We start from the raw sequence: 17880 nt of genomic DNA, 5'->3' as shown, positions 1-17880 counted from the left end.
CCTGCGCCAGCTATTCCGAAACAGGCTCGATCCCGCTTTCCATCCGCCTCTGTGTGGCCTTGTCGACAACCGAGCCCCGCTTCAGCCGCTTGGCCCGCGCCTTCAGCCGGTCAACGCGCTCTTCCAGGTCTTCTTCGGTCTCGGGCTTGATCTGTGTTTCGGCGACACCGGCCGTGATCGTTTCGATCGGTACCAGATCAGGATAGACAGCATCCCGCGCGGCACTGTCTACAGATTCGTCCAGCTCGGGGAATTCATTGCAGGCGCCGAGGGCCACAAGAACGGCGAGGGGCAGAATATAAGTCTGGCGCATATGCGTGACAGGTCCATTGAGCGGGCATCTGATCCGCTTCATGGCATTTTTTGGTCTACCGGGGCAAGCAGGGGATTGATTTGAACGAATGTTCAGTTAAATCTGGCGCATGGCACGAACCCAAGGCTCTCATTCCGATATTACCGGCCCAAAGGTCCGCGAGGCAGCGCTGAGGCTTTTTGCGCGCCACGGTTATGCAGCGGTGTCGATGCGCCAGATTGCAGGCGAGGTCGGCGTGCAGGCGGGCGCGCTTTATAATTACACGCCCGACAAGCAATCGCTGCTGATGGACCTGATGAAAGGGCATATGGACGAGTTGATCGCGGCCTGGGAACACCAGTCCAGCGCTCGGGACCCGATGGCGGCATTGGAACAATTCACACGCTTCCACATCAGGTTTCATTCCAAACGCCCCGAAGCGGTGTTCATCTCATATATGGAATTGCGCAATCTGAACCCCGAGAATTTTATCGTGATCGAAGCCTTGCGCCGCACCTACGAAGATGTGCTGGCCGATATCCTGCGCGCGGGCGTCAATAAAGGCGAGTTCAGCGTGCCCGAGCCGAAAGTCGCCGCGATGGCGGTCATCGCCATGCTGACCGGCGTCAACACCTGGTATCGCGACGAGGGGCGGCTGAGCCTGGCGCAGGTCGAAGAGATTTACTGGGGCATGGTGCGTAAGACGGTCGCCGCCTGACACCAAACTGTGTGACCGTTGATCAGCTTGGCCCTCTGTCACGGGGTCACACCGCAGATAAGCGATGCGACCTCTGGTGACAGCGACATTACGCCGGAGGAAAAAGCCGATCAGACCGCCAGATTGGGAATGATCTGCTTTTTGCGGCTCATGATGCCGGGCAAAACCACTGTGTCGCCCGACACGTTGGTGCCGAAAGATTTTTCGGCGACGGATTTCACCAGATCGTTGGGCACCAGCAATGTCGCTTCCTCGTTCAGAATGTCGACAACGAAGAGAAGCACCTGATCGACGCCATCTTCGGCGGCCACAGCGGTCATGCTTTGCATCAGGCTGGCCTTGCGGTCCAGTACCGTGCCAGGTGCCGTGGTTTCCAACACGCTGACGCGGAAGTTGGTGTCGCCCACGCCGTATTCCTTACTGTCCATGCGCAGCAACTCGGCGTCTGAAAAGGCCGAGACATCGGATTTCGCGGCAAACATCTCGGCTGCGTAATCGGAAATGTTGATGCCCAGATCGGCAGCCAGTTTCTCGGCCACGGCACGGTCATGGTCGGTCGTGGTAGGACTGCGGAATTCCAGCGTGTCCGAGAGGATGCAGGTCAGCGCCGCGCCCTTGGCCCAGTCGGGCATCTTGTCAGCGTCATCGCCCATCAGATCGACCATGATCGTCGCGGTACAAGCCAACGGACGGATGGTAATGTCAATCGGGCCTTTGGTCTCCAGACCGCCCACCAGCTTGTGGTGGTCGATGATGGACTGCACATCGGCGCTGTTGATGGTTGCTGGCAACTCGGCCGGGTTGTTGGTGTCGACGATCACGCAGGGCTGATCCGCGTCGACATCGGCGATGATGCGGGGCTTGGGCAGGTCCCAGCGCTCAAGCATGAACGCCGCTTCGGTATTGGGCTCACCCAGAAGAACGGCCTCGGCATCGCCGCCTTTGACCTCATTGAGATACCAGGCCCAGAGGATGGGCGAACCGGTCGAATCCGTGTCGGGGGATTTATGGCCGAATACGAGCGTGGTCATGGAGAGATTCCTGTGCAATTCCTGAATTTTTGCGCCTTATAGGCGGCTTCAATCGGCTTGTCACCCGTTCGTGCTGCAATGCGGCACTGTGCCGGGTGCAAGGCGCCGCACAGGTTTCATATCGACAGGATATGGCCCTGCGCCTAGAGTGCCGCCATCGGGCAGGATGTCAGGCGACGGGAGGCGAATTTTTGGGAAACCAGCCACTAAAGGGGGTTGCGCGTTTGCGCGCCGCGTACCGGAATTCGGTGACCGGGTTCGGCGATATCTGGCGCGGAGAAGAAGCCTTTCGGCAGGAAGTTATTGTCTTGCTGGTCTCAATACCGGCTGCATTCTGGCTGACCGAACGGCCGATTGCGGCCGGTGTGCTGATAGCCTCGGTATTGCTGGTCCTGATCGTCGAGGTCCTGAATAGCGCGATCGAGGCGGTTGTGGATCGTATCGGGCCTGAACGTCATGACTTGTCGCGGATGGCCAAGGATCTTGGGTCATTGGCGGTGCTGCTGACGATGTGCATTCCAGCCATACTGTGGCTTTGCGCGCTTTATGCGAAACTGACAGGTCAGGTTTTCTGATCTTCGGAAGATGTACTGCGGCGCTACAGGAAAAAACCTTCGCCATTGCAGGTCGCACATCGTCTGGTCCGACTGCCAAAGCAACCAGAACAGCGCCCGGTTTTCTGATTGCCATAGGCATCCTTGCCCTGCGGCACCTCGCCCTTTCCGCCGCAGATTTCACAAGGCGCGCGGCCGGAACCGTGACAGCGGTGACACCGCCGTTTGATCGGTGGTGTCTGTTTGCCGTCAGGCGTTTTCTTCTGCATTGGCGTGCCTCGTCAAGATCTTGACTGCATCAGAGCACAAGACGCCTGCCCTGTCACCTTTTCAGTTCTTTGAAGGTTTACGACCTGAATACCAAAAAAAAAGACCCCGGACGGTGCCGGGGTCAGTCCAACAGGGAGGTGCATATGAAGACCCGCATATGCGACGGGTGTCGGTCTGATCCTAGAGGAGGGACAGCGGAGCAGACATTGATCTTGGTCAAGGCGGGTGAATTTACGCCAACAACCTGTAGCCACCGGATTCAGTCACCAGCAGGCGTGCATTCGAGGGATCGGGTTCGATCTTCTGGCGCAGCCGGTAGATATGCGTTTCCAGTGTGTGCGTGGTGACCCCGGCATTATAACCCCAGACCTCGTGCAGCAGAACATCGCGTGGCACGACACCTTCGGTCGAGCGATAGAGAAACTTGAGGATATTGGTTTCTTTCTCGGTCAGGCGGACCTTCTTGTCATCCTGGGTTTCAAGCATCTTCATTGCCGGTTTGAACGTGTAGGGCCCAAGCTGGAAAACCGCGTCTTCGGATTGCTCATGCTGACGTAGCTGCGCACGGACGCGGGCCAGAAGTACAGGGAATTTGAATGGCTTAGTGACATAGTCATTGGCGCCGGCGTCGAGACCCAAAATGGTGTCTGCATCGCCATCGTGCCCGGTCAGCATCATGATCGGGGATTTGACACCCTGCTTTCGCAAAAGACGACACAGTTCGCGTCCATCGGTGTCGGGCAGTCCCACGTCGAGAATTACAAGGTCGTAAATCGCGTCTTTTGCCTTGGCCATGGCTTCAGAGCCGTTGGTGGCCTCGAACACATCGAAATCCTCGGTCATCACCAGCTGCTCGCTGAGTGCCTCGCGCAGATCGTCGTCGTCATCCACCAGCAAAATTTTCTTCAATTGTCCCATTGGGAAATCCCTTGTGCAATTTTTTTAGAACATGCGGTAGTGCGGGTCGTTGAACAAGGTCTGCTACAGAACAATCACGGCCACGTGTTGCCACGCGAGGGATTGTTTCATTCCATTTCAAAAGGCTGTAGTTCTGGCTGGAATGAAGACGGACAGAGCAACATCATGAGTCTGGCACCCGACATTACCGAGATACTTGCCCGTGCGCGGGCCGATTTGCGCATGGGGGTTCCCATCGTGCTGAAGGATGGCGACAGCGCGGCGCTGGCCCTGGCGGCCGAGACGCTGGACGCGCAGCGACTGGCCGATATCAGGGCCCTGGGAAATGGGACCGTGCTGACCATTACCGCGCGACGGGCCGAAACGCTGAAAGCGCGCGCCTATGACGGCGATCTGGCACGGATCACCCTGCCACCGGATGCGACGCTGGCCTGGGTTTTGGGTGTGGCTGATCCGGCGGATGATCTGAAAACACCGATGAAGGGCCCGCTGATCTCTGAACGGGACGGCGTTGCCGATCTGCACCGGATCGCGTTGCGGCTGACCAAAACGGCAAGGCTGCTGCCCGCAGCGCTGATGGTTCCACTGACCGATGGTGCGGTGTTTTCAACCTCGCACGGGTTGACGCTGGTTGATGCCACGCAGGCCCGTCCGCTGCTTGAGACGACAAGCCCGCTGAACCCGGTGGTCAGCGCCCGGCTGCCGCTTGAGGTCAGCGAAGCCGGGCGACTGCATGTATTTCGCCCCGAAGATGGCGGCGAGGAACACTACGCCATCGAGATTGGCAAACCCGCCCGTGACAAGCCGGTTCTGGCACGGCTGCATTCGGCTTGCTTCACCGGCGACCTGATGGGCAGCCTGAAATGCGATTGCGGCCCACAGCTGCGCGGCGCACTGACGCAGATGGGGGCCGAAGGTGCGGGCGTCCTGCTTTACCTCAATCAGGAGGGGCGCGGCATTGGCCTTGCCAACAAGATGCGCGCGTATTCCCTGCAGGATCAGGGGTTCGACACGGTGGACGCCAATCACCGGCTTGGATTCGAGGATGATGAACGCGATTTCCGCATCGGTGCTCATATCCTGACAAAGATGGGATTTTCCGATGTGCGGCTTTTGACCAATAACCCCTCAAAAATAGCGATGATGGAGGCGAACGGCATCACCGTCACCGACCGTGTTCCGCTACAGGTGGGCGAAAACGCGCATAACCGCGCCTATCTGGCGACCAAGGCGAAGAAGTCGGGGCATTTGCTGTAATACCGACAGCCCGAAAGCACGGGCCACCCTCGTTTTACCATTCTGGCTCTGTCGGTAATTGAGAACCGACAATCGCCCAGAATTAGCTAGCACATTACTTCGATTATTTCTAAACAATGCTCAGATACATTAGGAACACATCAGGCAACATCTGATTTCGGAAAGGCCGCGGCTATGTCACAGGCATCTTCCCGCAAAGACCTCAGTCTGAAATGGCTGGAGCTGTTTCAGATCTGCGCCCATCAGGGATCGTTGCAGGCGGTTGCGGACGAAACCGGGCTGTCGGTCAGCACGGTTTCGCATCACCTGCGAAACCTTGAAGAGCATTTGGGGGTCGAGCTGTTCAATCATGCGCGCCGTCCCATGGTGCTGACACCCAAGGGGCGGGTGTTCCTGCGGAATATCGAAGAGGCCCTGTTCTCGATACGAAAGGCCAAGGCAGAGGCGTCTTCCGGCGACATTGCCGAAGCCAGTTATCTAAGGGTCGGGACGATTGAAGACCTGGACAGCGACATTATTCCGGAGCTAGCGGTGTCATTGTCAGCAAACATGCCGCTCTGCAATTTCATGTATCATACCGATACCAGCCAATCGATCATCGAGATGATGCGCAACCGCCACCTGGATCTGGGCGTGACGACACAGCCATCAGAGCGTTTGCGTGACTTGCAGGATCGCCCGCTTCTACGCGATCCGTTCGTGGTGGTACTTCCGCTGGCGGCCGAATTTTCCCTAAAAGACGTTGTTGAGGGCCGTTCCAGGCTGCCGTTTCTGAGGTTCTCAAGCAGCCAGATCATGGCCCGGCAGATCGAGGCGCATCTGCGTCGTATGGGAGTGTCTTCGTCGCACAGGTTCGAATGCAGCAACGACCAGACGCTGATGGCCATGGTCGCCGCCGGCGCCGGATGGACGATCACCACACCGCTGCTCTATTCCCGTGCAAAAAGATTTCAGCCCAAAATCCGGATGCACCGCTTTCCCGGGAAAAGCTTTTCGCGCTCTCTAGCGATCGTGTCGACGCCAGATTGCTCGCATTCCATACTCGACCTTGTGGATAGTCGACTTCGCACATTGATAACCGATCATGCAATCACCCCATTGCACAATGAAGCCCCTTGGCTGAAGGACAGTTTCGTGCTGATCGACTGATCGCGGCGGGCCGGGTTACAGTATTTTGAACGCAGCTCGGATTTGCGCATCCTGCTCTGCGGTCAGATAGTCCGGATGGTGCGTCGCAAGGATCTCGCGTGACTTTTCGCGTGCCAGCGACCACGCATCGGTCGCGCCCTTTTCCGCCCATGTTCGTGGCTCATCCCGGTCCGCCAGCGTCGGATAGAAATAATCCCGTTCCATCGCCGCATAGGTATGTTGCCCGCCCAGAAAATGGCCCTCGCCCAACACGGCTTCGCAAATGGCATCATATCCGAGGTTTTCGTCACTCACCTCGATGCCGCGCAGGGCGCGATAAGTGTGGGAATGCATCTCGTCATCCAGCACGAAGGCTTCAAAACTTGCCCCCAGCAGCGATGCGGTCATGCCGGAGCTTTCGTAGATTAGATTTCCACCTGCCAATGCCGCCGCTAGAGAGGTAATGCCTTTCTCGGCCCCATACTGCGCATCAATCGCCTTGGCGTCCGACATCGAGCAGGCGACGCCCGAAGGCAATCCCAGCCAGTTTGACAGCTGCGCCGACGCTGCATTCAGCACCGCGGTTTCGCCGCTGCCGCCGGAAAACGCCCCGGTGCGCAGGTCAATCACCAGCGGCCAGTTGGAAAACACCATCGGAAAACCTGGCTGGATTGCATGTACCATGACAAGGCTTGCCAGCGTTTCGGCCAGCGATTGGGCCAGGAACCCGGCCATGGTTGCGGGTGCCGTCGCTCCGGCCTGCGCTGCGGTGATACAGGACATCGGTATATTATGCCTGATACATTCATAGACCACGTCGACCGCATCTTCGCCATATCGCATGGGCGAGATAACGGGGCTGATATGGGCCTTCATGAAGGGACGTTTGGAAAACTCGCTGGGGCCGCCCGCCGCGATGTCCAGCATTTTGATGATGGGGTCCACATGCTCGGCCAGGGTGAAGGATGTTGCCGTCGGCTTGGTCGTGTTTTTCAGCAGCGCATAGACCGTGTTTACATCCAGATCGAAATTGTCGGGCACGTCGGTTGCGACGCAACAGCGCGTGAACCAGCTTACATTGGCCAGCGTATCCTGAAGCCGCGTGAAATCGTGCAGATCCCTCAGCGTCGAGGGCCGGTAGACGGCGCTGTCCAGATCAAGCGTCTGCACCGCGGCCCCGCCGGTTCCGAAATGCACACGATTTCCGCCGACCTCGATTGAACGGGCCTCGTCACGACCGTGCAGAACAAAGGTTTTCGCGGCCTGATCTATGGCTTTCTCGACAAGAACAGGAGGGAAAAGCAGACGCCCCGCCCCATTGTCTTTGGCACCAATGGCCAGCAAATCATCCCGCAGGCGCGGCGGCACCTCTCCCATTCCCAGATTTTCCAGCAGGTCCAGCGCCGTGCTGAAAATTCTTTGGACCTCGTCTTCGGTAAGGGGTTTGTACGCACCGCCGATCTGACCCGGCGGGCAGGGATCAATCGCGGGCTTTGCCGCCCGTTTTGCCAGGCGTTCGCGTCGTCCTGCTCGTTTTGCGCGTTGCCCCGCCATAACCCGCTCCTTGTGATTGGAATACTGACGCATGAACTGCGATCAAACAGCCGCTTGCAACAGGGTTCAGCATTATTCCCATAATTTCTGATAATAAATTCGAATAAGTATGAATAAGCTAAATTTCATTGCTTTCTCAGACGAGTCCATTGTCAATCCCGACCAATAGATACCGGAGGCACATCCCATGAAAACCCAAACGCGTTGCGTCGTAATAGGCGGTGGTATTGCTGGTTGCTCGACACTGTATCACCTCACCCAAGAGGGGTGGACCGACGTGGTTCTGGTAGAGCGGGACGAGTTGACCAGCGGCACAACCTGGCATTCTGCGGCGCAGGTGACCAATTTCGGGATGAACCAGACGATGGTGGGTCTCAAGTCCCACTCAATCGCACTCTACAAGAAGCTGCGCGACGACCCCGAATACCCGGTCGGCTATCATCACGGCGACGGTGGCATCCGGCTTGCCAATACCGAAGAACAGATGCAGGCCTATCGCCATTTCGCGTCGATGGCGCGCGGCATGGGCGTGCAGTTCGAGGTGATCGATGCCGAGGAATGCGCCCGCCGCCACCCGCTGCTCTCGACCGACAACTTGCTGGGCGGGCTTTGGGATGGCGAGGATGGCGATATTGACCCTGCACAGCTCTGTCAGGCGCTGGCCTTCCACGCGCGCAAGGCAGGCGCCGAGGTCTATCGCAACACCGCCGTCACGGGCCTGACCCAGCACACGGATGACGGCTGGACCGTACATACCGAAAACGGTGACATTGACTGCGAGGTTGTCGTTAATGCCTGCGGCTACCGGGTGAACGAGGTGGGCGCGATGATGGGTGTGCACCACCCCGTCGCGTCGATGGAACACCAGTATTTCGTCACCGAGGACATCCCCGCCATCGCCGAGGCAGGCCACCGCATGCCCCTGCTGCGCTGCCCGATCTCGGACTATTACAGCCGACAGGAAAAAGGCGGCCTGCTTGTGGGCTTCTATGAACAGGCATGCCGGACATGGGGCCTTGACGGGATCAGCCCGGATTTTTCCAACGATCTCTGCCCCGACGACCTCGACCGCGTGATGGATGTGCTTGAAGGCGCGTTCGCGCGCATGCCCGCGCTGACCGAGGTGGGTATCAAACGCGTGGTCAACGGCCCGATCACCTATACGATTGATGGCGCGCCGCTGGTGGGGGCCATTCCCGGCAAGCGCAACGCGTTCTGTATCATCGGGTTGCGCGCGGGCTTGGGTGAAGGCGGCGGTCATGGCTGGCTCCTGGCGCAGCAGATCGTGCATGGCGAGGCGTGTTATGACACCTGGATGCTTGATCCACGCCGCTTCACCGGCCACGCGAATGTGGAACTGACGGCGCTGAAAGCGATCGAAGATTACCAGAACGAATTCCGCTTCCATTTCCCGCATGAACACCGCCCGGCGGGCCGACCGGCCAAGACCACGCCCCTGACCCCGATCCTGGCGGCGGAAGGCGCGGAATTCACCGTGGTCAACGGCTGGGAGAGGGTGGATTACATCAAGCCCGACCCGGATTTCCACCCCTCCCTGAGCTTCAACTTCGACGAAGCCTTTGACGTGATCGCCGCCGAGGTCAGAAACGTGCAGGAAAATGTCGGCCTGTGTGAAGTCAACGGCTTCAACCGGTTCGAGATTACCGGCGCGGACCGCCATGCCTTCCTTGACCGGATGTTCTGCGGCAATGTCACCAGGCGCGATGGCCGCGTCGGTCTGGGGTATCTTCTGAACCACCACGGTATGGTCAAGGGCGAAGCGACCGTCGCCAACCTGCCTGCTAGCGATCGCGGGCCCGCGCGTGTCTGGTACGGCTCTGCCGCGGCGTCCGAGTTTCACGACATGGACTGGCTGCAACAGCACCTGCGCGCAGATGAAGACGTGCAGATCCGCTCGCTCACCAATGACCAGACCATTCTTGTGCTGGCCGGGCCGAAATCGCGCGATGTGCTGACGGCCTGTTCGCGCGGCAATTGGTCAAAAGACGCCTTCCCCTGGCTCAGCGTCAAAGAGTGTTTCATCGGCTTTGCGCCAGCAACCGTCATGGGCGTCAGCTTCTCGGGCGAACTGGCTTACGAAATCCACGTGCCCAACAACCAGCTTTACGCCGCCTATCTGGCCCTGCGCAAAGCGGGCGCGGAACATGGGCTCAAACTCTTCGGTGCCCGCGCGGTCGAATCGATGCGCATGGAAAAAGGCTTCCTGCACTGGAAGGCCGATCTGATCACCGAATACGATCCCTTTGAAACCGGTCTCAACCGCTTCGTGAAACTGGACAAGGGTGATTTCATCGGCAAGGAGGCCCTGCTTAAGCGTCAGGCAGAAGGCCCGCGCAAAAAGCTGGTTTCGCTTGAGCTGGATGCCACAAGCGCGCCGGCACATGGCGGGGCGTCGCTGATGCGCGACGATACAGTCATCGGGACAGTCACATCAGGCGACTGGGGCCATCGGGTTGGCAAAAACATCGCCTACGCCTTTGTTGATCCTGACATGGCGGATGAGGGCACCGCGATGAAGCTGGATATGTGCGGCCAACTTGCTGACGCAACCGTCATCGGCCCTTGCCCTTACGATCCCGACTACACCCGCATCCGTGGCTAAAACCCAATGCACGAGGAATCCGTCGCAATCATTGTCGAGCGGGGCTTTGTGCCAACCGAATTGGCGCTGGTTCAGGACATTCTTCGCATCGCAAGCCGGTTGAGTGACGTTCTCCGCTTTTCGACCAAAATCTATACCTCGTCTGCGCCGGGGCTGGTCGAGGGAATGGGCGGCATGATGGTGCGTGCGGATCAACTAAACGCAGATATGTCAGATCTGCCCCAGTACATCGTTGTCCTGGGTGGCTCCGATCTGAAGGATACATTTACCGACATACGCGTACGCCTTCGTTGGTTCGAGCGGCGCGGATGCACAATTATCCTGCTCTCCGACGCAGCTTTGGAATGGCGAAAGCTGTTTCAGGGAAGCGACGGTTTCGTCACCCATTGGGAAAACCAGCAACTGCTGGTGGATGCCGGGGATGTCGAACGCGAAAACCTGCCTTTATATTCGCAAAAAGGCCGGATCATAACGGCGGCCGGTATGATAGCCACTGCCGACGTCATTCTGAAAAAGATCGTCGCCGAGAAATCGCCGAACCTGGCGCAAGCGACCAGTCTGGTCCTGCTGGTGGATCGCATTCGGGACGGCGACGCGTACCAGCGACATAGCGGCAACAACAATGTCGTGTTGCAGCTTGCCGGGCTGAACGCCGTGATCGCGGGAATGGAACAGAATTTGGACTGCCCCCTGTCTGCAAGTGAATTGGCCGCACTATCCGGCCGATCCATCCGACAACTGGAACGCAGGTTCAGGCTGGTCGTCGGTCAAAGCCCAATGGCGTTCTACCGGTCCTTAAGACTGCGACGCAGCAAAACAATGCTCGAACAGACAAGCTTGCCGATCACCGAGGTAAGTTGTTCCTGCGGTTTTGGCACACCTTCCACATTCTCAAAGCTGTTTCTGCGCGAGTTCAATATCACGCCGACCAAGCTTAGGAACCAAATGGTCGCCAGCAAAAGCCCCAGCGCCAGACCGCGCAAAATTTGACCGCATATCACATGTACCGCGTCTCAGGCAGGAAGATCGGGCAGCCAAATTTGGCGCAACAGAGAGCGTCATCCGACAAGGGGGTACGGCGCGGCTCCTCCGCCTCAAAGGTGCGTTTCTGCGATCTGGGACGTCACTCCGGTGAATTGCACTCGCACCTCGTTGGCATTGCCCTTATAACCCTGCCAAACATCGGGGAGTCGCCGCCATGTCGCAAGAATTGTCGCCCATCGACAAAGCCAAATTCGTCGCGGCCAAAAGAGCCGTTGATTTTGTCGAAGACGGGATGCGGGTTGGCCTTGGCACCGGCAGCACGGCGGCCTGGATGGTCCGCTGCCTGGGCGAACTCGTCCGCGACGACGGCCTCAAGATCCGCGGCGTGCCAACCTCGACCCGCACCGCCGAACTGGCACGCGGCGTGGGAATCGAGGTCATCACTCTCGATGAGGCCAAGTGGCTTGATCTGACCATCGACGGCGCCGACGAGTTCGATGCCGATCTGAACCTGATAAAAGGCGGAGGCGGCGCGCTCCTGCAGGAAAAGATCGTTGCCACCGCAAGTGACCAGATGGTCGTAATCGCGGATATCGGCAAAGAGGTTGAAACCTTGGGTGCGTTCCCACTGCCGGTCGAGGTGATTCCGTTTGGATGGCAGACCACCAAATCGCTGATCGAAGAGCTTTTGATCAGCATGGATGTGCTTGGACGCGAAGCCAGGCTCCGGATGAACGGCGCCAGCCCCTTCGTGACCGACGAGGGTAACTACATCCTCGATCTGCATCTGGGCCGGATCGGCAACGCGCAGCAATTGTCTCTGGCGATGAATCAGATGCCGGGGGTGGTTGAAAACGGCCTGTTTATTGATATCTGCGATGTGGTCGTTCTGGGCTACGGCGATGGCCGGGTCGAGACGCGCGACATCAACCAAGGCACGGTGGCCGAGGATCGTCTGGATTTTCTGGAATCCGACAACCTGTTCACCGACATGTCCGACTGAGGCAGGAACAGCAGATGGCATTCGACTATGATCTCTTTGTGATCGGCGGCGGCTCGGGCGGTGTCCGGGCAGCACGGGTAGCGGCGCAAGGCGGCGCCAAAGTGGCGCTAGCCGAAGAGGACCGCTATGGCGGGACCTGCGTGATCCGGGGCTGTGTGCCCAAGAAACTTATGGTGTTTGCCAGCGAATACTCCGGGCTGATGCAGGATGCTCGCGCCTATGGCTGGGATGTGACGGCGGGTGCGCATGACTGGCCTGCGTTCAAGACAAAACTCCATGCCGAGCTTGACCGGCTTGAAAGCGTCTATCGCAGCATTCTGAAGAACAATGGTGTCGACAGCTTTGATGCCCGCGCGCGACTGGCGGATGCGCATTCGGTCGCCCTCAGCACCGGTGAAAGCTTCACCGCCAAGCATATTCTGGTGGCCACCGGCGGTCATCCGGTCAAACCCGATCTGCCGGGCGCGGAACATGCGATTGTCAGCGATGATATCTTCCATCTGGACAAGCTGCCAAAATCCGTCCTGATCATTGGCGGCGGCTACATCGCCTGCGAATTTGCCGGTATCCTCAACGGGTTGGGTGTCGCGGTCACGCAGTTCTATCGCGGCCCACAAATCCTGCGCGGCTTTGACGATGAGGCGCGCGGGCTGGTCGCGGACGAGATGAAGGCCTCGGGCATCGACCTGCGGCTTGACACCAACATAAGCGAAATGACTCCGGTCGAGGGTGGCTACCGCGTCACTTCCACCACCGGTAGCACAGATGTGGTCGAGACCGTCTTTTTCGCAACCGGCCGCGCGCCCAATAGCGGCGATATGGGTCTGGAAGAGGTCGGCGTCGCCCTGGGGAAAGCGGGCGAAATCAAGGTCGATAAATATAGCCAGACCAGCGTGCCTTCAATCTACGCGATTGGCGATGTTACCAACCGGGTGGCCCTGACACCGGTGGCGATCCGTGAAGGCATGGCCTTTGTCGAGACGGTGTTCAACGGCAACCCGACCCCGGTGGATCACGACCTGATCCCGACGGCGATTTTCACCCAGCCGGAAATGGGCACCGTGGGCCTGTCCGAGGAAGACGCCGCCAAACAGGAACCGATCGAGGTCTACGCCACATCGTTCAAGCCCATGCAATCAAGCTTTGCCGGGCGCGATGACAAGGTGATGATGAAACTGATCGTCAGCCAGAAGACCCGCAAGGTGCTGGGCTGTCACATCGTGGCGCCGGGCGCCGGCGAAATGATCCAACTCGCGGGCGTGGCCGTAAAGATGGGCGCGACCAAGGAAGATTTCGACCGGACCGTGGCGGTGCATCCCACCATGTCCGAGGAAATAGTAACGATGCGAGATTTTGTGCGCAGAACTTGATTTTTTGCATCTCCTGCACAGGTTAGATACACCGCTTGCAAAGGCGGATTCGAAAGGAAAGAGGATACATGGCTGGACATTCTGGCGGCCCTTGGGGCGGCGGCGGAAATTCGGGCGGCGGCGACGATGACGACCGCGGCGGCAATCGGGGCGGCAGACGCCCCTCCGAGGGCGGGCAGATACCCGAAATCGAACAGCTCATGAAAAAGGGCCAGGACCAGCTGCGTGTGCTGATGGGCGGTCGTGGTGGCTCCGGTGGCTCCGGTGGCTCGGGCGGCGGTCAGGGTCCCGGCTTTGGCAAAGGCACTTTCTTTATCGGCGCACTTGTGGCTGTTGGTCTCTGGGGCGCGGCAAGCTTTTACACGGTCAAACCCGAAGAGCAGTCGATCGAGCTGTTTCTGGGCAAGTTTTCCGGCATCGGCACCGAGGGCCTGAACTTTGCCCCCTGGCCTGTTGTGACCGCCGAGGTATTCAACGTCACCACCAACCGGACCGAAAGCATCGGTGTCAGCCGCGGCGGCGGCGACAATGACGGTCTGATGCTGACCACCGACGAAAACATCGTCGATATCGACTTTCAAGTGGTCTGGAACATCAAGGACGCCGAGGATTTCAAGTTCTCGCTGAAATACCCCAACGAGTCCGTGCGTGCCATTTCCGAGGCGGCGATGCGTGAAGTGATCGCCCAGTCCGAGCTGGCCCCGATCCTGAACCGTGACCGGGCAGCGATTGAAGCGCGGGTCAAGGAACTGATCCAGGAGACGCTGGATAACCGCGAAACCGGCATCAACATCATCCGCGTCAACTTTAACAAGGTGGACCCACCCAGCCAGACCGTCAGCGTGACGGATGCCGAAGGGCGCACTGCGAACGAGTCGGTGATCGACGCCTTCCGCGATGTGCAGGCGGCGGAACAAGAACGCGACCGGGTGGAGCGTCAGGCCGATGCTTATGCCAACCGCAAACTGGCCGAGGCGCGCGGTGAATCCGCACAACTGCTGGAAGCCGCCGAAGGCTACCGCGCCCGGGTCGTCAATGACGCCGTGGGTGAGGCCAGCCGTTTCCTTGCGGTTCTGAACGAATATCAGGCCGCGCCTGAAGTGACCCGGAAGCGTCTCTATCTTGAAACTATGGAAAAAGTGCTGGGCGATGTCGACAAGATCATCCTCGAAAACAACACCAATGGCGGCGGGCAGGGCGTCGTACCCTACCTGCCACTGAATGAACTGCGTCGCAGTCAGGGAGCAAACTGATGGGAAAAACCAAATTCCTCTTTCCGATCCTCGTTGTTGCCGTTGTTGTGGCGCTGTCGTCGATCTTCATTGTAGATGAGCGCGAAAAAGCTCTGGTGTTGCGCTTTGGCCAGATCAAGCAGGTCCGTGTCGAACCGGGCCTGGGCTTCAAGGTGCCGATGCTGGACGAGGTCGTGCGCTACGAAGACCGTATCCTGTCGCTTGAAACGCCGGTGATCGAGGTGACGCCCGCTGATGACCGGCGGCTAGAGGTTGACGCCTTCGTACTCTACCGCATTGCCGATGTGCGCCAGTTTCGTCAGGCGCTTGCGGCAGGCGGCGAACGCGAGGCAGCGATTCAGCTCAACGATATTCTCGATGGTCAGATCCGGGCGGTTTTGGGCTCGCAGGGGGTGACTTCGAACACAATCCTGTCACCAGAACGGGCCGGCCTGATGAACCAGATCAGGAACCGCGCGGACAGCCGCGCCAAGGCACTGGGCCTCGAAGTGGTAGATGTGCGCCTGCGCCAGACCAACCTGCCCGAGCAGAACTTTGACGCCACCCTGCAACGGATGATCGCCGAGCGCGAGCGCGAGGCCACCGACGAACGCGCCCGGGGCCGCGAGGCGGCGCAACGGGTGACGGCAACCGCCGACCGGACCTACGAAGAGATCCTCTCGGAAGCGCGTCGTGATGCCCGTATCATCGAGGGTGAGGCCGATGCCGAGCGCAACAAGATCTTTGCTCAGGCGTATGCTCAGGATGCCGAGTTCTTCGAATTCTACCGCTCGCTGGCGGCCTATGAACATTCGCTGACTGGCAATAATTCCAGCATGGTACTGTCGCCGGACAGCGAGTTCTTTAATTACCTGCGCTCGGATCAGGGGGCTGCGGCCAACCGGGCCAGCGCGGCGCAATGATCGAAACGACGTTTCTGGCCCTCGGGCTGGTACTGATTGTCGAGGGGCTGGTCTATGCGCTGGCCCCTTCGCTTATCGACCAGTTGCTTGTCGCCCTGCGCGCCATGCCGGTTGAGAGTCGCCGCCTGATGGGCCTCTTGGCGATTGTCCTGGGTCTGATCATGGTCTGGGTCGCCAAAACGCTTGGCGCCTGATAAACTTCTGACAAATTGTTCACATGCGCGTGACCCTTTGTTGCTATCTTTGCGATAGGCAACCCGGTACCTACATGTAACGCAGACAGGTCCGGCACTTACGCCGGAAATACTTAGGACAACGAAGGAGAGCCCCGCGTGAAAGTTCAAACCGTTTCCAAGACACGGCAGAATATCAATGGCCTGCGTGCCTTCTGGCTGACAGCGCTGGCGTTTGCTATTCTGCTGGCACAGACGATTACCGCCCTGGCCCGGCCCGACAGCTTTGCCGATCTGGCCGAGAAATTCAGCCCGGCGGTTGTGAATATCACCACCTCCACTGTGATGGCCCAGGGCACCGGCCCTTCGCCGATCGTGCCCGAAGGCTCCCCGTTCGAGGATTTCTTCCGCCAGTTTCGTGAACGGAACGAAAATGGCGATCGCCCGCGCCGCACGTCGGCGCTTGGATCAGGTTTCGTCATTTCCGAAGATGGCTATGTGGTCACCAACAACCATGTGATCGAAAGCGCCGATGAAATTATCATCGAGTTTTACTCGGGCGGCGAACTTGAGGCCAAGGTGATCGGCACCGACCCCAAGACCGATATCGCGCTGCTGAAAGTTGAAACCGACGAGCCGCTGCCCTTTGTCAGCTTCGGCGACAGTGACGTGGCACGCGTCGGCGACTGGGTTGTCGCGATGGGCAATCCGCTGGGCCAGGGGTTTTCGGTCTCCGCCGGCATCGTGTCGGCCCGCAATCGCGCGCTTTCCGGCACTTATGACGACTACATCCAGACCGACGCCGCCATCAACCGGGGCAACTCGGGCGGGCCGCTTTTCAACCTTGATGGCGAAGTGATCGGCGTGAACACGGCCATCCTCAGCCCCACCGGCGGCTCAATCGGCATCGGTTTTTCGATGGCCTCAAATGTCGTGACCAAGGTGGTGGACCAGTTGAAGGAGTTCGGCGAGACCCGTCGCGGATGGCTGGGTGTTCGTATTCAGGACGTCACCGATGACGTGGCCGAGGCGATCGGCCTTGAAAAGGTTGCCGGTGCGCTGGTGACCGACGTTCCCGAAGGCCCCGCCGCTGAATCCGGTATGCAATCGGGCGACGTGATCATGTCCTTTGATGGCAAGGAAGTTGCCGATACCCGTGGCCTGGTGCGTCAGGTCGGCAATACCGAGGTCGGCAAGACCGTGCGTGTGGTTGTCTTCCGCGAAGGCAAAACCCAGACGCTCAAGGTAACTCTGGGCCGCCGCGAAGCCGCCGAGGGTGCGATCCCCGCCGCTCAGGTTGAGGATGGCGACAATGGCGACAAGGCCCCCATGCAGAAGAAAATGCTGGGGCTCAACATCGGCCCGCTGGATGACGAGGCGCGCACCGTGCTTGAACTGGATGCAGATGCCACCGGCCTTGTAGTCCGCGACGTCGATGAATTGTCCGAAGCCTATGAAAAGGGCATCCGCGCCGGTGACCTGATCGTCGAGGCCGGGCAAGAGAAACTGCTCAGCATCTCTGATCTGGATGATCGCATTGCAGAAGCCAAGGATGCTGGTCGCAAATCGATCCTGTTGCTGGTCCGCCGCGCCGGTGACCCGCGTTTCGTGGCCCTCTCGCTTGAGGATGCGGACGCAGAAGAGAAGGAAAGCACCGAATAAATCGGTCCCTTTCCGAGATAAATATGTTGCGGGCGCTCTTTGACGGGGCGTCCGTTTCATCTTGATTACCGGTGATTTTTTACACGAGCTTAGGCCACATCAGCTTCAGACGATCTTGATGAGGCGCATTCTGGCAGTGAACGGGCATTGGCGGTACACGGGCCACGCCGCCGTACCGGCGACAAACT

At 59.0% G+C, this 17880-nt stretch carries 16 protein-coding genes; 12 read left to right on the top strand and 4 right to left on the bottom strand.

The genetic code is table 11. The features are described 5' to 3' along the window. Positions 1 to 10 precede the first annotated feature (10 nt). Positions 11 to 355 (bottom strand): hypothetical protein, encoded by a 345-nt coding sequence (locus tag LC334_RS09835; protein WP_085800301.1) that lies wholly within the window; start codon positions 353 to 355, stop codon positions 11 to 13. A 67-nt stretch (positions 356 to 422) separates the two neighbouring features. Between LC334_RS09835 and LC334_RS09830 the strand changes: the two genes are divergently transcribed. Beyond that, positions 423 to 1010, top strand: coding sequence for a TetR/AcrR family transcriptional regulator (locus tag LC334_RS09830; protein ID WP_085800302.1), 588 nt, complete (start codon positions 423 to 425; stop codon positions 1008 to 1010). A 110-nt stretch (positions 1011 to 1120) separates the two neighbouring features. Here the strand turns inward: LC334_RS09830 and LC334_RS09825 are convergent, their stop codons facing one another. Further along, entirely contained in the window at positions 1121 to 2041 is a 921-nt protein-coding gene (locus tag LC334_RS09825) for a manganese-dependent inorganic pyrophosphatase (RefSeq protein WP_085800303.1), read from the bottom strand. A 191-nt stretch (positions 2042 to 2232) separates the two neighbouring features. Between LC334_RS09825 and LC334_RS09820 the strand changes: the two genes are divergently transcribed. Further along, positions 2233 to 2616, top strand: coding sequence for a diacylglycerol kinase (locus LC334_RS09820; RefSeq protein ID WP_139836367.1), 384 nt, complete (start codon positions 2233 to 2235; stop codon positions 2614 to 2616). A gap of 480 nt (positions 2617 to 3096) precedes the next feature. On the opposite strand, the gene LC334_RS09815 is transcribed toward LC334_RS09820, so the two are convergent. Continuing rightward, positions 3097 to 3783, bottom strand: coding sequence for a response regulator transcription factor (locus tag LC334_RS09815; protein WP_085800306.1), 687 nt, complete (start codon positions 3781 to 3783; stop codon positions 3097 to 3099). A 165-nt stretch (positions 3784 to 3948) separates the two neighbouring features. Here LC334_RS09815 and ribA point away from each other — a divergent pair, with 165 nt between their 5' ends. Beyond that, positions 3949 to 5040 carry a GTP cyclohydrolase II gene (ribA, locus tag LC334_RS09810; RefSeq protein WP_085800307.1) on the top strand — a complete coding sequence of 364 codons (1092 nt, stop codon included), beginning with the start codon at positions 3949 to 3951 and terminating at the stop codon, positions 5038 to 5040. Positions 5041 to 5214: 174 nt separating this feature from the next. Further along, positions 5215 to 6189, top strand: coding sequence for a LysR family transcriptional regulator (locus tag LC334_RS09805; protein ID WP_085800308.1), 975 nt, complete (start codon positions 5215 to 5217; stop codon positions 6187 to 6189). Positions 6190 to 6204: 15 nt separating this feature from the next. Here the strand turns inward: LC334_RS09805 and LC334_RS09800 are convergent, their stop codons facing one another. Next, complete coding sequence (locus LC334_RS09800; protein WP_085800309.1) at positions 6205 to 7722, bottom strand: trimethylamine methyltransferase family protein; 1518 nt, start codon at positions 7720 to 7722, stop codon at positions 6205 to 6207. A 187-nt stretch (positions 7723 to 7909) separates the two neighbouring features. Between LC334_RS09800 and LC334_RS09795 the strand changes: the two genes are divergently transcribed. The 8 genes from LC334_RS09795 to LC334_RS09760 all read left to right on the top strand — a co-directional run bounded on the left by LC334_RS09795 (position 7910) and on the right by LC334_RS09760 (position 17692). Beyond that, on the top strand, positions 7910 to 10345 hold the full coding sequence (locus LC334_RS09795; protein WP_085800310.1) for a GcvT family protein: 2436 nt from the start codon (positions 7910 to 7912) through the stop codon (positions 10343 to 10345). Between the two features lie 6 nt (positions 10346 to 10351). Further along, complete coding sequence (locus LC334_RS09790) at positions 10352 to 11335, top strand: GlxA family transcriptional regulator (RefSeq protein WP_085800311.1); 984 nt, start codon at positions 10352 to 10354, stop codon at positions 11333 to 11335. Between the two features lie 208 nt (positions 11336 to 11543). Continuing rightward, positions 11544 to 12332 (top strand): ribose-5-phosphate isomerase RpiA, encoded by a 789-nt coding sequence (rpiA, locus tag LC334_RS09785; protein ID WP_085800312.1) that lies wholly within the window; start codon positions 11544 to 11546, stop codon positions 12330 to 12332. A 14-nt stretch (positions 12333 to 12346) separates the two neighbouring features. Further along, on the top strand, positions 12347 to 13702 hold the full coding sequence (gene gor, locus LC334_RS09780) for a glutathione-disulfide reductase (RefSeq protein ID WP_085800313.1): 1356 nt from the start codon (positions 12347 to 12349) through the stop codon (positions 13700 to 13702). Positions 13703 to 13770: 68 nt separating this feature from the next. Then, positions 13771 to 14955, top strand: a complete 1185-nt coding sequence (hflK, locus tag LC334_RS09775) for an FtsH protease activity modulator HflK (protein ID WP_176237683.1) — start codon at positions 13771 to 13773, stop codon at positions 14953 to 14955. Continuing rightward, on the top strand, positions 14955 to 15857 hold the full coding sequence (gene hflC / locus LC334_RS09770; RefSeq protein ID WP_085800314.1) for a protease modulator HflC: 903 nt from the start codon (positions 14955 to 14957) through the stop codon (positions 15855 to 15857). The genes hflK and hflC overlap by 1 nt, the downstream gene beginning before the upstream one ends. Then, entirely contained in the window at positions 15854 to 16051 is a 198-nt protein-coding gene (locus tag LC334_RS09765) for a DUF2065 domain-containing protein (protein ID WP_085800315.1), read from the top strand. Before hflC ends, LC334_RS09765 begins: the two co-directional genes overlap by 4 nt. Before the next feature lie 138 nt (positions 16052 to 16189). Next, complete coding sequence (locus LC334_RS09760) at positions 16190 to 17692, top strand: Do family serine endopeptidase (protein ID WP_085800316.1); 1503 nt, start codon at positions 16190 to 16192, stop codon at positions 17690 to 17692. Positions 17693 to 17880: the final 188 nt, after the last annotated feature.

Source organism: Roseovarius aestuarii (assembly GCF_019966515.1).
Classification (GTDB): Bacteria; Pseudomonadota; Alphaproteobacteria; order Rhodobacterales; family Rhodobacteraceae; genus Roseovarius; species Roseovarius aestuarii.
This window is presented reverse-complemented; position numbering and strand designations above follow the sequence as displayed.

Bases quoted from the DNA above. Each gene is read 5' to 3' on its own strand.
- LC334_RS09800 (WP_085800309.1), bottom strand. From the start codon at position 7,722: ATGGCGGGGCAACGCGCAAAACGAGCAGGACGACGCGAACGCCTGGCA.
- hflC (WP_085800314.1), top strand. From the start codon at position 14,955: ATGGGAAAAACCAAATTCCTCTTTCCGATCCTCGTTGTTGCCGTTGTT.
- hflK (WP_176237683.1), top strand. From the start codon at position 13,771: ATGGCTGGACATTCTGGCGGCCCTTGGGGCGGCGGCGGAAATTCGGGC.
- LC334_RS09795 (WP_085800310.1), top strand. From the start codon at position 7,910: ATGAAAACCCAAACGCGTTGCGTCGTAATAGGCGGTGGTATTGCTGGT.
- gor (WP_085800313.1), top strand. From the start codon at position 12,347: ATGGCATTCGACTATGATCTCTTTGTGATCGGCGGCGGCTCGGGCGGT.
- LC334_RS09825 (WP_085800303.1), bottom strand. From the start codon at position 2,041: ATGACCACGCTCGTATTCGGCCATAAATCCCCCGACACGGATTCGACC.
- LC334_RS09830 (WP_085800302.1), top strand. From the start codon at position 423: ATGGCACGAACCCAAGGCTCTCATTCCGATATTACCGGCCCAAAGGTC.
- LC334_RS09805 (WP_085800308.1), top strand. From the start codon at position 5,215: ATGTCACAGGCATCTTCCCGCAAAGACCTCAGTCTGAAATGGCTGGAG.
- rpiA (WP_085800312.1), top strand. From the start codon at position 11,544: ATGTCGCAAGAATTGTCGCCCATCGACAAAGCCAAATTCGTCGCGGCC.
- LC334_RS09815 (WP_085800306.1), bottom strand. From the start codon at position 3,783: ATGGGACAATTGAAGAAAATTTTGCTGGTGGATGACGACGACGATCTG.
- LC334_RS09790 (WP_085800311.1), top strand. From the start codon at position 10,352: ATGCACGAGGAATCCGTCGCAATCATTGTCGAGCGGGGCTTTGTGCCA.
- LC334_RS09835 (WP_085800301.1), bottom strand. From the start codon at position 355: ATGAAGCGGATCAGATGCCCGCTCAATGGACCTGTCACGCATATGCGC.
- LC334_RS09765 (WP_085800315.1), top strand. From the start codon at position 15,854: ATGATCGAAACGACGTTTCTGGCCCTCGGGCTGGTACTGATTGTCGAG.
- ribA (WP_085800307.1), top strand. From the start codon at position 3,949: ATGAGTCTGGCACCCGACATTACCGAGATACTTGCCCGTGCGCGGGCC.